Source organism: Paraburkholderia sp. (genome assembly GCF_035948235.1).
Taxonomy (GTDB): Bacteria; Pseudomonadota; Gammaproteobacteria; order Burkholderiales; family Burkholderiaceae; genus Paraburkholderia.
Window position 1 is genome coordinate 26758 of record NZ_DASZJJ010000204.1, and the last position, 17501, is coordinate 44258.

The following is a 17501-nucleotide window of genomic DNA, read 5'->3' on the forward strand; positions in this document are numbered from 1 at the left end:
TACCGATTTTCGAATCAAGAACCACCACCAGCAAGAGAACCTCATGAGCAAAACTGCCTTCTTTACCGACGAACGCACTTTCTGGCACACGGGCGGCACGCACGCGCTGTTCTTTCCCGTCGGCGGCTGGGTGCAGCCGCCTGCCGCGAGCGGTTACGCGGAATCGCCCGAATCGAAGCGCCGCCTGCTGGCGCTGATCCAGGCGTCGGGGCTTGCGGCGTCGCTCGACATGGGCAGCGCAAACGCGGCTAGCGACGAAGACCTGCGGCGCATCCATCCGCGCGACTACCTCGAACGCTTCAAGGCGGCGAGCGATGCGAACGGCGGCGATCTGGGTGATCTCGCGCCGTTCGGCAAGGGCAGCTACGAGATCGCGGCGCTTTCGGCGGGTCTTGCCATGAGCGCCGTCGATACGGTGCTTGCCGGCCGCGCGGCGAACGCGTTTTCGCTTTCGCGCCCGCCGGGCCACCACTGCCTGCGCGACAAGCCAATGGGCTTTTGCCTGCTCGCCAACATTCCGGTTGCGATCGAGGCGGCGCGTGCGAAACACGGCGTCGAGCGCGTTGCAGTGATCGACTGGGACGTGCATCACGGCAACGGCACGCAATCGATCTACTACGACGATCCCAACACGCTGACGATTTCGCTGCATCAGGAAGGCTGTTTTCCGCCCGGCTATAGCGGCGCGGAAGAGCGCGGCGCGGGGCGCGGCGAGGGCGCGAACATCAATATCCCGCTGCTGCCGGGCGGCGGGCACGACGCGTATCTGTACGCCTTCGAGCGCATCGTGCTGCCCGCACTCGATCGCTTCAAGCCCGATTTGATCGTGGTGGCGAGCGGGCTGGACGCGAGCGCCGTCGATCCCCTTGCCCGCATGCTGCTGCATAGCGAAAGCTATCGCGCCATGACGCAACTCGTGCGCGACGCCGCTGAGCGCCATTGCGGCGGCCGTCTGGTCGTGGTGCACGAAGGCGGCTATTCGGAGGCCTATGTGCCGTTCTGCGGCCATGCGATCGTGGAAACGCTCGCGGATGTGCGCACCCGCGTGGAAGACCCGATGCTCGAACTGGCCATCCTGCAGCAGCCGAGCGCGCGTTTCGCGGCGTTCCAGCGCCAGTTGATCGACGAAATGGCTCAGACGTTTGCGGGCTAATTGCGCCGGTTGCCGATTGCGCGCGTTGTCATCCTTCTGGTTGATGCCGCACGGCGGGGCGGCTCCGTAAAGTGTGAGTCGCGCCGCCGCATTCTGGCAATGAGCGAGCGGCCCTCAAAGTCAATTTACGGAGTCCTCCTTATCATGTCGTCCCAACCCGTCTTTATTCAGGTCGGCGCGCTCGCCGACGGTTTCGCGCCCGATAGCCATAGCCTCGCGCCCACGGGCGATCTCGAGGGCCGCCGCTTTACGCTCGAATTTGCGGATGGAAGCGCTACGACGCTGCATTTCGTGGGCGCGCAGCGCGTGGAAGTCGAACGCAACAGCGGCGCGCAACATGAACGTGCGCATCATGAGTGCCGCGTGAGTTCGGTACGCAATGGCATCTATTTCGTCGATTACGTGGGCGCCGATGAAGCGCTTGTCGATGACGAAGGCCGCGCGCGCAACGTTTCCACGAGCTATGTACTCGATCTGCCGCGGGCTTTGTGTACGGTGGTCGTCGGCGCGTTGCCGAGCGAAACGGAAACCCACATCGATGCTTTCACCCGCGTCGAGCGCGGCATGGAACTGACCGGCGTGCAGGTGCAATTGCACCACGGCCGTATCACGGCGGGCGATGGCATAGAGCCGGGAAAGGCCGCTTTGCATGCGCCCACGCGTGAGTTGATCGGCATGCGCAATCTCTATACGTATAGCGCGACGGAGCGCTACGAGCACGTTTATCTGAACGAGAATTTTTATGCGTGGCAGTGCCTCTCCGGCGTCGAAGCGGGGCTGGCGGATGTGGACCGTTGCCATACGATCGCCATCGACGAAAAGCTCTATCTGTTTGTGTGGCGCGAGAAGATCGTGCCGACGCTTGGCGTCATCATGATCGACCTCGAACGCATGAAGACCGATGGCAAGATCTTCGGATATCAAGGCAGCCGTTTTGATGCGTTGTCGAATTTTCCGGTGGGCGCGCACGCTCAGGTGCTTAACGTTACGCGGTATCCGGTATGACGTGCGCTTTTGAAGGGCGCACTGTGCTGGTGACGGGCGGTGCGCAGGGCATAGGGCGCGGGATAGTCGAGGCGTTTGCGCGCGAGGGCGCTTGCGTGGCTGTTGCCGATCTGCAGGGCGATCTGGCGCGTGAGTGGGTGGGCGCGATGGAGGATGGGGCGCGGCGAAAGCATCGAGTCTATGACGTCGATCTGGTTGAGCGTGAGCAGATTAGTGCGCTCATCGCGCAAGTCGAGGCCGATTTTGGAGGGCTCGATGTGGTTGTGCATAACGCGGCGTATTTTCCGCTTACGCCGTTTGCTGCGATTACGCCGGAGGTGCTGGAGCGCACGCTTGCAGTGAATCTGGGGGCGTTGTTCTGGCTGGCTCAGGCCGCTTTGCCTGCGTTTGTCAGGCGGGGGGCAGGGCGGTTGCTGGTGACATCGTCTGTTACGGGGCCTCGGGTGGCTTATCCCGGGCTGGCGCATTATGCGGCTTCGAAAGCTGGAGTTAATGGGTTTATTCGTGCTGCTGCGCTGGAGCTTGCGCCGTATCGCGTTACTGTGAATGGGGTTGAGCCTGGAATGGTTCGGACGCCCGCTATGGATAATCTTGGGGACGCTATGCTTAATGAGCGAATTGCCAGGGCGGTGCCGATTGGGAGGTTGGGGGAGCCGGAGGATATTGCCGCTGCGATGCTTTATCTGGCTTCCGCCGGGGCCGGTTATGTGACCGGGCAGACTATTGTGGTTGATGGTGGGGCTGTTTTGCCGGAGGCTTCGGCTGCGTTTTTGGGTTGATTTTATGGCGGGTTCGCGTTTCCTTGTGAGCGTGTCGGTCTATTAGCGTTGCCCCTGTGCGGGGCGGCACCTACTTTTCTTTGCAGCGGCAAAGAAAGGTAGGCAAAAGAAAGCCGCTCAAACCGCCAGTGTTACGCCGTCCACCACTTGCCGAATATCGGAGTGGTGACTGGTCTTGCTCGCATCACGCGCCGTATAACAAAGTGGTGACGCCCGCACATCCGGGGCCGCTACGCGCCCCGTTGGGCACAACCGGAAAACCGTCGCAGCACTGTTGGTTTCCCTTGCAGACCCAACCGCTGGGCGCGAAGCGAGCAGCGGGATGAATGAGTCCTTTGTCACTTCGTTTTACGGCGAGTGGTGCGAACAATGCCCAGTCACCACTCCGTTAATGGGCAAGTGGTGGACGGCGTCACACTAGCGGTGTGAGCGGCTTTCTTTTGGTTACTTTTCTTTGCCGCGGCAAAGAAAAGTAACTGCCGCCCCGCACAGGGGCAACGCTAATAGACCGACAAGATCACAAGAAAACGCCAACCCCGCAATAAATCACAAAAAACCCACAACTCTATCCCCGCCCAAAAACCAAAGTAGGCACATCCACAACAGAAGATCCACCATCGGCAACAACCGCCGCCCCGGTCACGATACTCGCAGCAGGCGAAGCAAGAAACCCACAAACCTGAGCGATCTCATCAGCGCTTGCAGGCCGCCTCAAAGGCACATCGGCACACACCCGCGCATACGCCTCATCCACCGTATCCCCATAGCGCTGAACCAACGGCAACATTTCCTCATCGGCCATCGGCGTGCGAACCCAACCAGGACACACCGCATTCACCCTCACACCCTGCGGCCCATAATCACGCGCAAGCGAACGCATCAGCCCGATCAGCGCATGCTTGGCCGTGGTATAGCCACAAACCTCAGGCCCAGCGGCAAGCGACGCAATCGACGCCACCATCACAATCGATCCGCGCCGCTCGATCAACTGCGGCAAACAAGCCCGCGCGCTCACAAAAGCCGTATCCAGATTCGCACGCATCGCAGTGGCCCAGCCATCGTCGCTGGTTTGCAGCGCGATGCCCGCGCCCAGTCCACCCGCGCAGGCGATCAGACTGGCGACACCACCTTCGCCCTCCAGCACAGCGTTAAACCGTTCCCAGTCGGCCGCGCTGGCGGCATCGCCTTCCAGCACCAGGCCCCCCATTTGCGCCGCGACGCGTTCGAGCGGCGCCCGGCGGCGTCCAATCAGCGCGACCCGCGCGCCTTGCGCCGCGAACAGTTTCGCGCAGGCCTCGCCGATGCCGGTGCCCGCCCCGGTGATAACCACGCAGCCCTGAGCGGGCGGAAACGGGGAGAAGGGGGATGTCATTTCGATGGCTCCTGAAAGGGTTGCACTGCGTAGGTGTGCGGGCAGTCTAGGACGCGCCTGGCGATGGGCCTATCGGGCAAAAGGATGACAAGGCAAAGGCGCGCGCGCTGCACATTTGCCAATTAGCGCTCACGCCCCGCCGCGCCGCCTGCCTAGCATCGTCGATATCCACCTTCCGCAAGATCACGGAGTCCACTCATGCCCAGGGATCACTGCCGCGCCGCCGCGCTGGAAACGGCTGTCGCCACGCTCGCAGCGCTGGTGCGCCCCGGCGCGACCGTGTTCTATCGGATCGGCGCCGATCAGCAGCCTTCGAGTTTCGATCTGTTTGGCCTTGCGCAGACCATGCATCGTACGTGGCTGCAGCGCTATCTCGTGCTGGACCCCATGCATCCGTCGCGCTATCTGCGCCAGCACCGCAATGTCCTCACGCTCGCGGGCGAGTTGCCCGAGGCGCTGCGCGGCGAGTCGGTGTACTGGCGGCGCTTCCTGCAGCCGCATCGCGTGGTGGATGTCATGGAGGTGCTGCTGCGCGACGAGGGCCGCGCCGTAGCCGCGTTCTCGCTGTTGCGCTTCGCGCCCGATGTGCCGTTCGCGCAGCACGAGATCGACCACGCCGGCGCGTTGCAGCCCTTGCTCGAACTCGCGCTTGCGCCCGTGTTGCGCAGTGAGAGCGCCCTGCATGTTGCCGCGATGAGCGATGACACCGAAGCGCCGCGCCTCACGCACCGCGAGGAGCAGATCGCGCGTCTCGTGCGCGACGGGCTCTCGAACAAGGCCATTGCGCGCGATCTCGAAGTTTCGCAGCCCACCGTCAAGACGCATCTGCTGCGCATGTTCCGCAAGCTGGGCGTGTCGAGCCGCACGGAACTGGTCGGCGCGCTGTTTCTTTGACCTGCCATCGAACGAGGACTGGACGATGAACGCCCGCGCGCCCTTACTCAACGAAGAACTCAACAACGACACGCCTGCCCCAGCTACGTATGAAGAAAGCGGCCTGCTGCTCTACGCAGTAGCGGCAGTAGCAGTCGAGCGCGATAACGAGCAGGGCTGGTTCCGTCGCTGCGCGCACGCGGGCGCGGTGGTGATTTCGCGCGAGGAGGACGTGCCAGACGTGCTCCTGCGCCTGCCCGACTGCTGGAATATCGCCGATGCCGCACGCTGCCGCGGCCTGCACGACGATCCGGACATCGTCGCTGTCGATCCGCGTTTCCGGCACGGCATCGACGACACGGCTTTCGCCATCGTCGCGCACGACGACGGCCGGCGCCACGTCCTGCTCATGCAGGTCAACGCCGCCGAAGCCGTGCTGATGCCCGAACGGCCGTTTCGCGAGCGCGAAGGCTTCGAATGCTGCGTCTGGCCAACGTGACGACAGCCGATGAACGCGACGAACGCGATGAACGTTTACCCGCACCGCATGGCGATCTGCCAATTTGCGCTAACGCCCGTGCGCTTGCGCCCCTAAAGTCGGCATCACTTACCCGTGTTCGCGCGGGCTGATTGCCCATTTACTTTGCCTGTTTTTTGCCCGAGAGATTGAAGATATGAGTAGCGACGCGAAGGTCAGAGTCAACGACAGCGTGCGTGCATTCATCGCGCGCGAACACGGCCTCTTCATCAACGGCGGCCCGCAGCCTGCGCAGGGCGCAAAGCGTGTCGATGTGTTCGATCCGTCCACCGGCGAGGTGATCGCCACCGTCCCCGACGCCAACGCCGCCGATGTCGATCGCGCCGTCAGCAACGCGCGCGAGGCGTTCGAGGCGCGTGTCTGGAGCGGTCTGCGTCCCGCCGACCGCGAGCGCATCCTGCTGCATCTGGCTGACCTGATCGAAGCCAACGCTGAAGATCTCGCGCAACTGGAAACCCTGGAGCAGGGCAAGTCGATCAACATTTCGCGCGCGATCGAAGTGGGCGCGACGGTCGAATACGTGCGCTATATGGCGGGCTGGGCCACCAAGATCACAGGCGAAACGCTCGATGTGTCGATCCCGTTTCCGCCTGGCGCGCGCTATACGGCGTACACGCGCAAGGAGCCGGTCGGCGTGGTCGCGGGCATCGTGCCGTGGAATTTCCCGCTGATGATCGCGGTGTGGAAGCTGATTCCCGCGCTCGCGGCGGGCTGCACGATCGTCATCAAGCCATCGCCCGAAACGCCGCTCACGGCGCTGCGCCTCGCGGAGATCGCGGTGGAGGCGGGCATTCCGCCGGGCGTCTTCAACGTCGTCACAGGCGGGCGCGAATGCGGCGCGGCGCTGGCCGCGCATCCGCGTATCGCGAAGATTTCGTTCACGGGATCGACGCCCACGGGCAAACTGATCGGCACGGCGGCGGTGCAGAACATGACGCGCTTTTCGCTCGAACTGGGCGGCAAGAATCCGGCCGTGATGCTGGCCGATGTCGATGTCGATCAGGCCGTGCAGGGCGCGCTTGCAGGAGGTTTTCTGAACCAGGGGCAGGTGTGCGCGGCGGCGTCGCGCATCTATATCCATCGCAGCAAGTATCGGCAGATTGCCGATGGTCTCGCCGATGTCGCGCGTTCGATGACGCTTGGCGCGGGCCTCGACCCCAACGCGCAGATCAATCCGCTGGTGTCCGCGCAGCATCGCGACCGCGTGGAGCAGCACATCGCGCGCGCTCATGCCGACGGCCTGCGTTTTCTCGCCGGCGGCACGCGTGTCGATCAGCCGGGTTACTACGTCAATCCCGCCGTGATCGACGATGTGCCGCACGACGCGGCGCTCGTGCGCGACGAGGTGTTCGGCCCGGTGCTGGCGCTGATTCCCTTCGACGATGCCGCCGAGGCGCTGCGTCAGGCCAACGACTCGCCCTATGGTCTTGCCGCAAGCCTCTGGAGCAACGACCTGCGCGCGGTGATGAATCTCGTGCCGCGCATCGAGGCGGGCACGGTCTGGGTCAATTGCCACGTGCCGCTCGATCCGTCGATGCCGTTCGGCGGCTACAAGCAATCGGGCATCGGCCGCGAATTCGGCAAGTACGCGGTCGAAGGCTTTACCGAAACCAAATCCATCTGCATCGCGCATTGAACACGCACATTGTGGGAGACACCATGAGCAAGGAAAATTCCGCTTTCTGGCATCCGATGATTCACCCCGCCGAAATGCAGCAGCGCACCCCGATCCGCATCGTGCGCGGCGACGGCTGTTTCGTGTTCGACGAGCATGGCAAGCAGCTTGTCGATGGCGTGGCGGGCCTGTGGAACGTCAACATTGGCCACAACCGCCGCGAGGTCAAAGAGGCGATCACAGCGCAACTCGACGAGCTTGAATACTTCCAGTTGTTCGACGGCATTTCGCATCCGCGCGCCGAAGAGCTGTCGCGTCTGTTGATCGATATGCTCGAACCCGAAGGCATGACGCGCGTGATGTACAGCTCGGGCGGCTCGGACGCGGTGGAGTCGGCGCTCAAGCTTGCGCGCCAGTACTGGAAGGTCGAAGGTCAGGCCGATCGCACCAAGTTCATCTCGCTCAAGCAGGGCTATCACGGCACGCATTTCGGCGGCGCGTCGGTCAACGGCAACACCGTGTTCCGCCGCAACTACGAGCCGAATCTGCCCGGCTGCTTTCATGTGGAAACGCCGTGGCTCTATCGCAATCCGTTCACGCAGGACCCGCAGGAACTGGGCCGTATCTGCGCCGAAATGCTCGAACGCGAGATCCTGTTCCAGAGCCCCGACACTGTGGCCGCTTTCATCGCCGAGCCGGTGCAGGGCGCGGGCGGCGTGATCGTGCCGCCGGAGAACTATTGGCCGCTGATTCGCGAGGTTTGCGATAAATACGGAGTCCTGTTGATTGCCGACGAGATCGTCACCGGCTTCGGGCGCACGGGCAGTCTGTTCGGCAGCCGCGGCTGGGGTGTGAAGCCGGACATCATGTGCTTTGCGAAGGGCATTTCGTCGGGCTATATTCCGCTGGGCGCGACGGCCTTTAACGCGCGCATCGAACAGGCATTCATGAAGAACGCCGACTTCACCGGCGCGCTGATGCACGGCTATACCTACGCGGGCCATCCTGTGGCGTGCGCGGCGGCGCTGGCGAACCTCAAGATCGTCGTCGATGAAAACCTGCCGGCCAACGCAGCGGCCCAGGGCAAGCATCTGCTCGAAGCGCTGCAGCCGTTCGCGAAGCGTTACGCCGCGGTGGGGGATGTGCGCGGGAAGGGCCTGATGGTCGCGCTCGATCTGGTGCAGGACAAGGCGACGCGCGAGCCGATCGACCCCACCAGCGGTTACGCCAACCGCGTGGCGGAAATCGCGCGCGAGCACGGCGTGCTGGTGCGCCCGGTGGGCACCAAGATCATCCTCTCGCCGCCGCTGGTGATCGAAACCGCGCAGATCGACGCCATTGTTCAGGCGCTCGCCGCAGGCTTCGAGCAGGCCTGAATTTCAGGGATTTTTTCAGGCAGGACCGCTCCCGGGTGCATTAATTTAGTTCGCCAATTAAAATTCATCGATTAAGATGCTGTTGATTCATGCAGGAGACAGCAGATGGATTTCAGGGTCAGCGCGCTTGCCGACGTGCATGATCATTCGCTCGCCGTGAGCGGCTGGGAGCAGGTCTATCGTCAGATGACGCCGGGCCGCTTTGCGAGCCGCGTCGTCCAGGCCACGTCGAGCGACTTTCATTTCTTCCGCGAAGAGACCAACCGCCGTGTCGTGCAGGCCGGCGTCTCGCCCGCGGGCTTTGCCTCGCTCGCCGTGCCGCTCTACGCGCCCGTGGTGGGCACCTTCCAGGGCCAGAAGGTCGATGGCTACGCGCTCATGCAACTCGGCCCCGGCGAGGAATTCCGCTTCTACACGCCCGAGGCCATGCACTACGTGGGCGTGAGCCTGCCCGCCGAGACGATGTTCGAACTCGTCGCCGTGACCATCGGCGAAGAGGCCGCGCGCCAGTTGCGCCGTAACGTGGTGCCGTTTCCCGCCGAAGCCGCGCAGGTTCTGCGTCAGCGCCTGGCGCCTTTTCTCGATGCGAGCGAGCGCGCGGCGTTAGCGGATTCGGCCTCGAATGCGGTCTCGGTCAAGCGCTTCCAGGACGAAATGTTGAGCGTGCTGCTCGGCCTGCTCGAAAGCGCGACGGGTCTGCCCTCGCGCGACGTCACGCACGCCACTTATAGCGACATCGTCAAGCGCTGCGAGCGCATCACCGAAGACAACACCCAGGAATCGCTCACCGTGCTGGATCTGTGCCGCATGCTGCGCTGCAGCCGCCGCACGCTGCAGACGAGCTTCCAGCGCGTGGCGAACGTCACGCCGGTAGAATATCTGCGCTCGATTCGGCTGAACGCCGTGCATCGCCTGCTGCGCTCGACCAGCGCGGACGAATTGCTGATCGGCGACGCCGCCGCGCGCTGGGGCTTCACGCACCTGAGTTACTTCGCGCGCGAGTATCGCGATCTGTTCGGCGAACTGCCATCGCAGACGGTGCGCAAGGGCTGAGCTTTTCCACGCCGTTTTCGTTCCCCTTACATTGGCGTCTGCTTTTCTCCCGATTCGCACCCGATTCGCGCCTGATTCTCCTCCCGACTAACCCTGGTTCCGGCCCCGCTCAGCGCGGCTTGCCGATTTGTGCTGCCGGTCGGCAATTTTGGCTCCCTACAGTGGCTGCAGACACGCGGCCCATCGTACGAGCCGCGGCACGATTACCACTCATCGGAGCGAGATACATGAACGTCGCGGCAGAACCCACGCCCTCGACCGAACTACGCAAAGGCGCCCTCGGTTTGGGCTTCATCGTCTTTTTCGTCATTTCCGCCGCCGGGCCGCTCGTGGCCATCGCGGGGGGCTTTCCCATCGGCATCATGCTCGGCAACGGCGCGGGCACGCCGGCGCTGCTCATCGCTACCGTAGCGATCCTGCTGTTGTTCGCGGCAGGCTATACGGCGATGTCGCGCCACGTCACCAACGCGGGCGGCTTCTACGCGTTCACGGCGCGCGGGCTGGGCGGCACGGCGGGGGGCGCTGCCGCGTTGCTCGCACTGCTGGGCTACAACACCATGCAGATCGGCCTGTATGGCATGTTCGGCGCGGTCTCCTCGGGCTTTCTGCAAACGCACTTCGGCCTGAACGCGCCGTGGTGGGCGTGCTCGCTCGTGGCGATGGCGAGCATCGCCGTGCTCGGCTACCGGCAGATCGACCTGTCGGCCAAGGTGCTTTCGCTGCTCGTGCTGGGCGAATACGTGGTGGTGCTGATCCTCGATCTGGCGATTCTCAAAAGCGGCGGCGCGCATGGTGTGAATGCGGTGTCGTTCACGCCACGGGTGTTTCTGGGCGGCACGCCCGCACTCGGTTTCCTGTTCTGCTTCGCAAGCTTTATCGGCTTCGAGGCGACCACGATCTACAGCGAGGAAGCCAAGGACCCGCAGCGCACGGTGCCGCTCGCGACGTATATCTCAGTACTGCTGATCGGTGGTTTCTATGCGTTCTCGGTCTGGTGCATGGTGATTGGTGCGGGCGCGGACGATATCGTCAAGACGCTGAACGCGTTGCAGGATCCGACCACCTTCCTCTACACGCTCTCCGACCACTACGCGAACAGCACGCTCACGGCGGCAATGAGCGTGCTCTTCATCACGAGCGTCTATGCGGGCCTGCTCGCGTTTCACAATTCGGCGGCGCGTTATTTCTTCGCTAGCGGTCGCGAAGGACTGCTGCCAAAGTCGCTCGGCCACACGCATGCGGTGCATTGCAGCCCGCATCGCGGATCGTTGTGGCAGTCGGCGATCGCCGCTGTCGTGGTGCTGGTGTTCATCGTCGCGCATGCCGATCCGGTGCTGACGCTGTTCTCGTGGCTCACCAATGTCGCGACGCTGTGCATCATCGCCCTGATGACGCTGGCGTCGGCGGCGGTGTTCGTGTTCTTCCGGCGTCAGCGCATACGTGAGGAAAGCGCGCTGCGCGTGGTGTGGTTCCCGGTAATTTCGGGTATCGCACTGGCCGTCGTGTTGATGCTGGCGGTCGCCAACTTCCCGCTGCTCACGGGGGCGGGCGCAACGCTCTCCTATGCGTTGACGGCGCTGCTGCCGGTGTTCGCCGTGTTCGGCGTCTATCTGGCGCGTCGCCTCAAACAGCGCGACCCCGCGGCTTATGGCCGACTCGGCAATTCGAGGCTGTAGAGCGTTCTTCTGGCTAGGTGCTGTGATGCGCGGCTCGTCGATGACGGGCCGCGCGGCGTTTACGGCACGGCAATTGCATGGCTGACGCTTTGTGCTTCAACGATCGGCAACATTTTTACAACCTGTCGCACGGGTGGCGGTGGCGCAGGGAGGTGGGCTGGCATGGTGGCAGGTGTCAAAGAGTGTGGGCCGCTGTATCGAAATGAGGGTCTCAGCGCTACACTCGCCCAAAACCTGATGTCAGGTCCAGCTCGCGTATAGCGCAACAGCCATTCGAGGAAGATATGCCGGCTTTCATCGTTAAATACACTCATCGTCATGTGAACACCGCGACGGACATCGGCTCCGCGATCCGCGTCGACGCTGTTTCGGGCGACGCCGCCATCGATCAGGCCTGGGTCCTTCTCAAGCAGCGCCATCCCGGCGAATACATCGTGGTGACGGCGGCAATCAGAAAGTAGTCGCGGCTTCACCTCAGCGCCGGGTTTGATCGCGCTTCTATAAACCGCACCGCGGCGGGTCAGTAAATTCCGAATTCGAGACGCCCGCCGCGCAGGCGCGCGAGGCATGCTGTACCGTCAGGGATGCACGGGCCTGGATCGTCGGCTTTTTGATCCGGCGTTTCTGCAAATAGCCCGTCGTGCTCGCTGCCGGGGTTCGCCAACGCGCTTTCCCCGGCGGCGGATCGAAACGCTCGCCAACACGGTGGCCAATATGAAAAAAATCCACTTCCTCCCCGCGCTCATCGCCGCCTGCTACGTCAGCGCCGCGTGCGCGCAACCGTTGCCGACCAGCGCGCAAAGCCCCGCGCAGCAGCAGGCCGCGCTGGCCAATCCCGCATCGGTCAACTGCATTCACAACGGCGGCACCCTGCAGATTGTCCAGACGGCGGAAGGCCAGACGGGCCTCTGCAAACTGCCCAATGGCCGGCAATGCGAGGAGTGGGCCTTGCTGCGCGGCGAATGCCAGGCGGCTGGGCAATGAATACGCCCGCCGCCGCGCGCGACTACAGTAGCGACGCCCAGGTGCTTGCGTATGCACTGTGCGCGCAAATCGATCATGCGGCTTCCATGCCGCAATCGCGTGCCTGGGTCGTACACCTGCCCAATATCGATCGGGACGCAACGCTGCGCCTGCGCTTTTCTCCGCCGGAGGCGGCGGGGCGTATCGTGGTAGAGGGCGTGCTGGCGCTCGATGGCACACCGGTGCGGGCTTCCGATTACCTCAGCCTCGAAATCCTGCGTGCGTGCCGTTACCGGAGCACGATTTCGCTGGCGCTCTCGAAGAAAGCGAGTCGTCTGGCCGAGGAAATCAAGGGGCGTCTGATACCGGGCTATATCGACGTGCTCGAACGCATCCGTGCCCAGTGTGGACAGGATCGCACGGCTTATCGGTCGCAAGGGGCGTATGCGCAGAGCAGCATAACCGCTTACGACATCGCCCAGCCCGCGCACAGTTTCACCATGCCCACGCTGCTCGCGAGCATCGGGCTGCATAACCCGGAGTGGAGGGGGCATCGCTGGGTGGTGCTGCCGCGCCTCGTGACGGGTGGTCCGCAGATCGAAGTGAAGCTCGACAGCGAGCAGGCTGGCACTGTGAATCTGTCGATCAGGGAACTGCCGTTCGAGCGCGCGCAGGCCGTGCTGCAGTTGATCTGCGATATGCGATGAATGCGGTCGAGAGCGCTGCGTTTTCTGGGCTGAATCGATCGCAAACATTGGCCTGTTCTTAATGTGACAGGCATATTTCAGGGCATTTCAGGATGGTGTTTTTTCATGCTCGGGCATACTTCGCCTGACGAGGCAAAGACGGCGCCGCGGCGCCGCCTCGGCAACCAGCAACCCCAAAGGAGTCAAGCAAATGAGTATCTTCGGCGATATCGTCAACAAGCTGTTTCACAAGGCCAAGCCTGACCAGACGCCGCCGGCCGTCGAGCCGACGCCGGACCCCGCAGCCGCCCAGGCCGCTGCCCCCGAAGCTGCGCCGGCTCCCGCGCCGCTGACCGATGTCGATGTCGCCGCCGTGATGGACCAGCTCGTGTCCGAAAGCGGCCAGACGCTGAACTGGCGCGTGTCGATTGTCGACACGATGAAGGCGCTCGGGGTGGACAGCAGCCTCGATCACCGCAAGCAGCTCGCGCAGGAACTCAAGTATTCGGGCGACATGAACGACTCCGCAAGCATGAACATCTGGCTGCACAAGCAGGTGATGGCGGCGCTGGCTGCGAACGGCGGCAAGCTGCCGGCCGATCTGGCGGGCTGATCCGGCTGACATGCCGGTTGGCGTTCGAAGGGGCGCCGCAGGCATGTGAATGCAGTAAAAAACGAGCTGCGGGAGCGATTCCCGCAGCTCGTTTTTTATGGTGTGCAATATCCTTCGATGTGATCGCCGGAAAATGCTGCCTGATCGTCAAGCAGGCTAGGACGGATTTCGCTCATCGCCGTTTTCTCTCGTGTGCGTGGCGTGTCGGCTTCCCGGAGCGGGGAGCCTAGGCGGCAGGGGCGCACTGACTTTCATCAGGCTTGTGTTAGCGCCGTGACCCAAATGTTCAGGGCCAAAAACGCTCGGGCAAGCGAGAGATATTCAAGGCGTTGAGTTTGGGTTATGACAATTCGAGCGGGTGGGTTCGAGAGGAACGGGCACCGTCATGACGCAGGAACTGCAGCCTCCAATTACGATCTGGCGCGCGATCGCGGCGTATATAGCCGCAATCGTCGCGGGCGGTCTTGCCTGTGCGGCAATCACGCTGGTGAACTGGCTACGTGATAACGGTTACGAGCCCGCACGCGATCAGCATCTCTTCGCTGGCCTGTTCCTGTTGTCATTTCTGTTTGCTGTTACCGTCGCGCTTGTGGCGCTCGCGCCGGTACTGGTGCCGTCCTATGTGCTTTGCGTCATGGCCATCCGCAAATGGGCAATACGGAGCCGGGTGGCTTTCGTGGCGATCGGCACCGTCTTTTCTACCGTGGGCTGGTTCGCGGTGGCTGTCTATCGCTGCTGGGGAGTGACGTGTTCGTCGACCCCGTGGACGGCCATCTCTCATGCATCGCTTGAGACCGTTATCGAACTGGTCGTGATCGGCGCGGCCAGCGGCCTGGCGGGTCGAAGCACGCTGCTGCGCGCTTCGACCGAAACCTCAGTCAGGACGCGGTGAACTGGCGTCCACGTACGCCCACGCCTTCATACCCGACGCGAGCGTGACCAGATCGCGCCGGTAGGCCGCGACTTCATACTCGTCGGCCTGCGCGAGTTCTTCCGGCGTGATCGCAAACACCGCGCCGCTGACGCGATCGGCGGGATTGCCGGTCCACGCAACGACAGGGTGATGGGTCTTGCCGCTCGTCGCGACCACTTGCGGGTCCTCGATTTTCAGCATGGTCAGCGAGAAGCCGGGCATGTCGTCGCTCTGAGCGTCGAGCTTGCGGCCGAAGGTGGCGATCTGCACCTGTTCGAGCTGCAAGGTGCCGTAGGAGAAGAGACGCTCGGAGAATCTGGGGTCGATAGTCATGGTGCGCGAGGGTGCGAGTAGTGGCGTGAGTGATGTGCGCAGCTGTGCAGCGCGGAATCGCCCTTCATTATAGGGATCGTTGCGTGCGAGCGCCGCCTGGACCGCAACCGATAAAATACGCCGTGAGAACGGTCAATCAATGGAGACGTCACGCTTATGGAAGCCCCGCATCATCTCGACATCGTCCCCGAGGCGCAACGCGAACATCATGTTCCGCGCAACGTCATGGCCCGCTTGCCCTCGCAAGGCGTGGCGGTTTTCACGGTGGACGACGACGCATCCGATACCGCGCAGTTCAGCGAGCGCTATGGCTTCGGTCTGGAGGATTGCGCGAACACGCTGGTGCTGCGCTACAAACGCAACGGCGCGGAGCATCATGCCGCCGTGGTGACGCTCGGCTCGCGCCGGCTCGATGTGAACGGTGCGGTCAAGGCGCGGCTGGGCGCGCAGCGTCTGTCGTTCGCAAAGCGCGAGCAGGCGGTCGAGCTGACGGGCATGGAGTTCGGCGGCATCACGGCTTTTGGCGTGCCCGACGACTGGATCGTGCTGGTCGATGCCGCGGTGATGATGCGCGAACGCATCGTGATGGGCGCGGGCGTGCGCGCCACAAAACTGCTGCTTGCGCCCGCAATACTGGAGCAGTTGCCCAATGTCGATATCGCGCCGCTCGTTTTCGACGACGACTCGATTGACAAGGTATCCTGAATAAAAATACCGCTGAAGCTAAACAGCGCGCCGCGCCACGCCTTCGATCGCATCGACGATGGCCTGCGGCGCGTCGCGCTGCACGAAGTGTTCGCTCTGCGGTACGCGAATGAGTTCGGCACGTGACGACAAGGCGCAGAAGCTCGCCTGCATGGTTTCCCATTGACGCTGCAAGTCGGCGCGCCTCTGCGCTGCAAAGAAAGGCGAGTGCTCGAACGAAGTCGCCACGAGCACCGCCACGGGCAAATCGCCGAGCGCGCCGGGCGTATCAACGGCGCGCGCCGCGCGAAAACTCGCGGGAAAGTCGATGCCTTCGGGCGTGGTGCGCGCATCGCGCCAGCCGCCGCGCCAGAGCGCTCGCATCGACGTCAGTGCAGGGGAATCGTCGGCGGTGGGCTCGACAAACGCCGGGCCGAACGCATCGAACTGAGCTTCGTGCATGGCCTCGACGAGTACTAGGCCGCAGGTCTGCGCCCGAAAGCGCTGGGCGAACAGGCGCATCAGCAGGCCGCCATATGAATGGCCGACCAGCAGCCATGGCGCGGGCATCCTTGCAGCGTTGAGCAGCTTTGCGAGATCGTCGATGATTGCGACGGCGTCGCGCGGTCCGCTGGCGGCTTCGCTTGCGCCGCGTCCGGCGCGGTCGTAGCGAAACACGCGAAAGCGGTGATCAAGGGCCGCTTGAACCGGCTGCCATTCGGCGCTTTCGGCACCCAGCCCGGTTTCCAGCACGACGGTCGGCGAGCCGCTACCCGACGACCAGCAGGCCAGGCGCCTGCCATCGATATTGGCGAAATCCGGTGGAGGAACGGGCGGGGAGGTTTGAGCGGACATGGCGCGCGGGCCCAAAGCGGAAGCGACAGGGCCACTATAACCGCGTTAAACCCCGTCGGCCCCGCGCTCGCCGCGCGCCGGATTTACAGCGCGCGCAGCCCTTCAATATCGACGAGGCGGATCAGCTTGCCCTGGGCGTCGATCAGATTGCGCTTCTGGAAGCGCGACAGAATGCGGCTCACGGTTTCGAGCGTGATGCCCAGATAGCTGCCCATGTCCTCGCGCGACATGCGCAGATGGAATTCGGCGTGCGAGTAGCCGCGCTGCCAGTTGCGATCCGACACATCGAGCAGGAAGTTGGCCACGCGTTCCTCGGCCGAGAGCGAACCCAGCACCATCATCTGCGCGGCTTCGCGGTTGAACTGGTCGCCCATCAGGCGGTGCAGGCGGTCCTGCATCGTCACGGTTTCGCGGCACAGGCTCTTGAGCGCGGCGTAGGGTAGCGTGCAGATCGAGCTGTCTTCCAGCGCGACGGCGCTGAACGCATGGGTGTCGGTGGCGATGCCGTCGAGGCCGAGCGCCTCGCCAGCCAGTTGCAGCCCGGTGATCTGCTCACGGCCGTCGCGATGCACGATCAGTGTCTTGAGCGAACCGGAACGCACGGCGTAGAGGTTGTCGAAACGGTCGCCCGCGCGGTAAAGCGCTTCGCCGCGGCGCACCTTGCGCACGCTGCAGATCAGGGCTTCGAGCTTGGGCACTTCGTCGGAGGCAAGTCCTTGCGGCATACACAGATGGCGCATGGCGCAGACGGAGCAGCGTGCCGCCGTTTGCCGGACCGGCGCGCTCGCGAGGCTGGCCGGATTGACGTGGCGCACGACGACTGGGGATACCGCGGTAGGGGACAGCATCGAAATACTCCTCTGATCGGTTCCGGAATATTGTCCCCTTACCGAGAAGGGTTATATAGGCGACAAAATGACGCGTCTTGGCGACAGGGTTGTTCGAGCCTTGTCAGGCGGCGCTTTGCGTGAACGTGCTAATGCCCGCAGTGTATCGGAAACAAGCTCCATTGCG

19 protein-coding genes are annotated in these 17501 nt (G+C 63.4%); 15 read left to right on the forward strand and 4 right to left on the reverse strand.

What is annotated here, in order from left to right:
- Positions 1 to 43: 43 nt before the first annotated feature.
- The 3 genes from VG320_RS17460 to VG320_RS17470 all read left to right on the forward strand — a co-directional run bounded on the left by VG320_RS17460 (position 44) and on the right by VG320_RS17470 (position 2937).
- On the forward strand, positions 44 to 1153 hold the full coding sequence (locus tag VG320_RS17460; RefSeq protein WP_327201339.1) for a class II histone deacetylase: 1110 nt from the start codon (positions 44 to 46) through the stop codon (positions 1151 to 1153).
- 144 nt (positions 1154 to 1297) lie between these two features.
- The gene (locus tag VG320_RS17465) at positions 1298 to 2158 is read left to right on the forward strand and encodes a MoaF C-terminal domain-containing protein (protein ID WP_327201340.1); all 861 of its coding nucleotides are present in this window, start codon (positions 1298 to 1300) and stop codon (positions 2156 to 2158) included.
- Positions 2155 to 2937, forward strand: a complete 783-nt coding sequence (locus VG320_RS17470; RefSeq protein WP_327201341.1) for an SDR family oxidoreductase — start codon at positions 2155 to 2157, stop codon at positions 2935 to 2937. The genes VG320_RS17465 and VG320_RS17470 overlap by 4 nt, the downstream gene beginning before the upstream one ends.
- Positions 2938 to 3502: 565 nt before the next feature.
- On the opposite strand, the gene VG320_RS17475 is transcribed toward VG320_RS17470, so the two are convergent.
- A complete protein-coding gene (locus tag VG320_RS17475) occupies positions 3503 to 4309 on the reverse strand; it encodes an SDR family oxidoreductase (protein ID WP_327201342.1) in 807 nt (268 codons plus the stop codon).
- Between the two features lie 198 nt (positions 4310 to 4507).
- Here VG320_RS17475 and VG320_RS17480 point away from each other — a divergent pair, with 198 nt between their 5' ends.
- The 11 genes from VG320_RS17480 (at position 4508) to VG320_RS17530 (ending at position 14594) form a co-directional block, all read left to right on the forward strand.
- Positions 4508 to 5203, forward strand: coding sequence for a helix-turn-helix transcriptional regulator (locus tag VG320_RS17480; RefSeq protein ID WP_327201343.1), 696 nt, complete (start codon positions 4508 to 4510; stop codon positions 5201 to 5203).
- A gap of 25 nt (positions 5204 to 5228) precedes the next feature.
- Positions 5229 to 5681: a hypothetical protein gene (locus tag VG320_RS17485; protein ID WP_327201344.1), complete on the forward strand. Its 453-nt coding sequence runs from the start codon at positions 5229 to 5231 to the stop codon at positions 5679 to 5681.
- 175 nt (positions 5682 to 5856) lie between these two features.
- On the forward strand, positions 5857 to 7356 hold the full coding sequence (locus VG320_RS17490; RefSeq protein ID WP_327201345.1) for an aldehyde dehydrogenase family protein: 1500 nt from the start codon (positions 5857 to 5859) through the stop codon (positions 7354 to 7356).
- A gap of 23 nt (positions 7357 to 7379) precedes the next feature.
- Positions 7380 to 8711, forward strand: a complete 1332-nt coding sequence (locus tag VG320_RS17495; RefSeq protein WP_327201346.1) for an aspartate aminotransferase family protein — start codon at positions 7380 to 7382, stop codon at positions 8709 to 8711.
- Between the two features lie 105 nt (positions 8712 to 8816).
- Positions 8817 to 9764 (forward strand): helix-turn-helix domain-containing protein, encoded by a 948-nt coding sequence (locus VG320_RS17500; RefSeq protein WP_327201347.1) that lies wholly within the window; start codon positions 8817 to 8819, stop codon positions 9762 to 9764.
- A 227-nt stretch (positions 9765 to 9991) separates the two neighbouring features.
- Complete coding sequence (locus tag VG320_RS17505; protein ID WP_327201348.1) at positions 9992 to 11440, forward strand: APC family permease; 1449 nt, start codon at positions 9992 to 9994, stop codon at positions 11438 to 11440.
- A gap of 284 nt (positions 11441 to 11724) precedes the next feature.
- Positions 11725 to 11901 carry a hypothetical protein gene (locus VG320_RS17510; protein WP_327201349.1) on the forward strand — a complete coding sequence of 59 codons (177 nt, stop codon included), beginning with the start codon at positions 11725 to 11727 and terminating at the stop codon, positions 11899 to 11901.
- Positions 11902 to 12007: 106 nt separating this feature from the next.
- Positions 12008 to 12424 carry a DUF333 domain-containing protein gene (locus VG320_RS17515; RefSeq protein ID WP_327201350.1) on the forward strand — a complete coding sequence of 139 codons (417 nt, stop codon included), beginning with the start codon at positions 12008 to 12010 and terminating at the stop codon, positions 12422 to 12424.
- Positions 12421 to 13110 (forward strand): hypothetical protein, encoded by a 690-nt coding sequence (locus VG320_RS17520; RefSeq protein WP_327201351.1) that lies wholly within the window; start codon positions 12421 to 12423, stop codon positions 13108 to 13110. Before VG320_RS17515 ends, VG320_RS17520 begins: the two co-directional genes overlap by 4 nt.
- Positions 13111 to 13300: 190 nt before the next feature.
- Positions 13301 to 13702 carry a DUF3597 domain-containing protein gene (locus tag VG320_RS17525; RefSeq protein WP_327201352.1) on the forward strand — a complete coding sequence of 134 codons (402 nt, stop codon included), beginning with the start codon at positions 13301 to 13303 and terminating at the stop codon, positions 13700 to 13702.
- A 385-nt stretch (positions 13703 to 14087) separates the two neighbouring features.
- Positions 14088 to 14594, forward strand: coding sequence for a hypothetical protein (locus VG320_RS17530; protein WP_327201353.1), 507 nt, complete (start codon positions 14088 to 14090; stop codon positions 14592 to 14594).
- Here VG320_RS17530 and VG320_RS17535 read toward each other — a convergent pair.
- Positions 14577 to 14948, reverse strand: a complete 372-nt coding sequence (locus VG320_RS17535) for a gamma-glutamylcyclotransferase family protein (RefSeq protein ID WP_327201354.1) — start codon at positions 14946 to 14948, stop codon at positions 14577 to 14579. The two genes, VG320_RS17530 and VG320_RS17535, sit on opposite strands and share 18 nt — an antisense overlap.
- A 156-nt stretch (positions 14949 to 15104) precedes the next feature.
- On the opposite strand from VG320_RS17535, the gene VG320_RS17540 reads away from it, so the two are divergent.
- Entirely contained in the window at positions 15105 to 15653 is a 549-nt protein-coding gene (locus VG320_RS17540; protein ID WP_327201355.1) for a YbaK/EbsC family protein, read from the forward strand.
- A gap of 18 nt (positions 15654 to 15671) precedes the next feature.
- On the opposite strand, the gene VG320_RS17545 is transcribed toward VG320_RS17540, so the two are convergent.
- Positions 15672 to 16487, reverse strand: coding sequence for an alpha/beta hydrolase (locus VG320_RS17545; RefSeq protein WP_327201356.1), 816 nt, complete (start codon positions 16485 to 16487; stop codon positions 15672 to 15674).
- Positions 16488 to 16570: 83 nt separating this feature from the next.
- A complete protein-coding gene (locus VG320_RS17550) occupies positions 16571 to 17335 on the reverse strand; it encodes a helix-turn-helix domain-containing protein (protein WP_414696065.1) in 765 nt (254 codons plus the stop codon).
- Between the last annotated feature and the right edge of the window lie 166 nt (positions 17336 to 17501).

What these genes read in the sequence shown, in the direction of transcription:
- VG320_RS17460 (WP_327201339.1), top strand. Translation starts at nt 44, where the DNA reads ATGAGCAAAACTGCCTTCTTTACCGACGAACGCACTTTCTGGCACACG.
- VG320_RS17465 (WP_327201340.1), top strand. Translation starts at nt 1,298, where the DNA reads ATGTCGTCCCAACCCGTCTTTATTCAGGTCGGCGCGCTCGCCGACGGT.
- VG320_RS17470 (WP_327201341.1), top strand. Translation starts at nt 2,155, where the DNA reads ATGACGTGCGCTTTTGAAGGGCGCACTGTGCTGGTGACGGGCGGTGCG.
- VG320_RS17475 (WP_327201342.1), bottom strand. Translation starts at nt 4,309, where the DNA reads ATGACATCCCCCTTCTCCCCGTTTCCGCCCGCTCAGGGCTGCGTGGTT.
- VG320_RS17480 (WP_327201343.1), top strand. Translation starts at nt 4,508, where the DNA reads ATGCCCAGGGATCACTGCCGCGCCGCCGCGCTGGAAACGGCTGTCGCC.
- VG320_RS17485 (WP_327201344.1), top strand. Translation starts at nt 5,229, where the DNA reads ATGAACGCCCGCGCGCCCTTACTCAACGAAGAACTCAACAACGACACG.
- VG320_RS17490 (WP_327201345.1), top strand. Translation starts at nt 5,857, where the DNA reads ATGAGTAGCGACGCGAAGGTCAGAGTCAACGACAGCGTGCGTGCATTC.
- VG320_RS17495 (WP_327201346.1), top strand. Translation starts at nt 7,380, where the DNA reads ATGAGCAAGGAAAATTCCGCTTTCTGGCATCCGATGATTCACCCCGCC.
- VG320_RS17500 (WP_327201347.1), top strand. Translation starts at nt 8,817, where the DNA reads ATGGATTTCAGGGTCAGCGCGCTTGCCGACGTGCATGATCATTCGCTC.
- VG320_RS17505 (WP_327201348.1), top strand. Translation starts at nt 9,992, where the DNA reads ATGAACGTCGCGGCAGAACCCACGCCCTCGACCGAACTACGCAAAGGC.
- VG320_RS17510 (WP_327201349.1), top strand. Translation starts at nt 11,725, where the DNA reads ATGCCGGCTTTCATCGTTAAATACACTCATCGTCATGTGAACACCGCG.
- VG320_RS17515 (WP_327201350.1), top strand. Translation starts at nt 12,008, where the DNA reads ATGCTGTACCGTCAGGGATGCACGGGCCTGGATCGTCGGCTTTTTGAT.
- VG320_RS17520 (WP_327201351.1), top strand. Translation starts at nt 12,421, where the DNA reads ATGAATACGCCCGCCGCCGCGCGCGACTACAGTAGCGACGCCCAGGTG.
- VG320_RS17525 (WP_327201352.1), top strand. Translation starts at nt 13,301, where the DNA reads ATGAGTATCTTCGGCGATATCGTCAACAAGCTGTTTCACAAGGCCAAG.
- VG320_RS17530 (WP_327201353.1), top strand. Translation starts at nt 14,088, where the DNA reads ATGACGCAGGAACTGCAGCCTCCAATTACGATCTGGCGCGCGATCGCG.
- VG320_RS17535 (WP_327201354.1), bottom strand. Translation starts at nt 14,948, where the DNA reads ATGACTATCGACCCCAGATTCTCCGAGCGTCTCTTCTCCTACGGCACC.
- VG320_RS17540 (WP_327201355.1), top strand. Translation starts at nt 15,105, where the DNA reads ATGGAAGCCCCGCATCATCTCGACATCGTCCCCGAGGCGCAACGCGAA.
- VG320_RS17545 (WP_327201356.1), bottom strand. Translation starts at nt 16,487, where the DNA reads ATGTCCGCTCAAACCTCCCCGCCCGTTCCTCCACCGGATTTCGCCAAT.
- VG320_RS17550 (WP_414696065.1), bottom strand. Translation starts at nt 17,335, where the DNA reads ATGCTGTCCCCTACCGCGGTATCCCCAGTCGTCGTGCGCCACGTCAAT.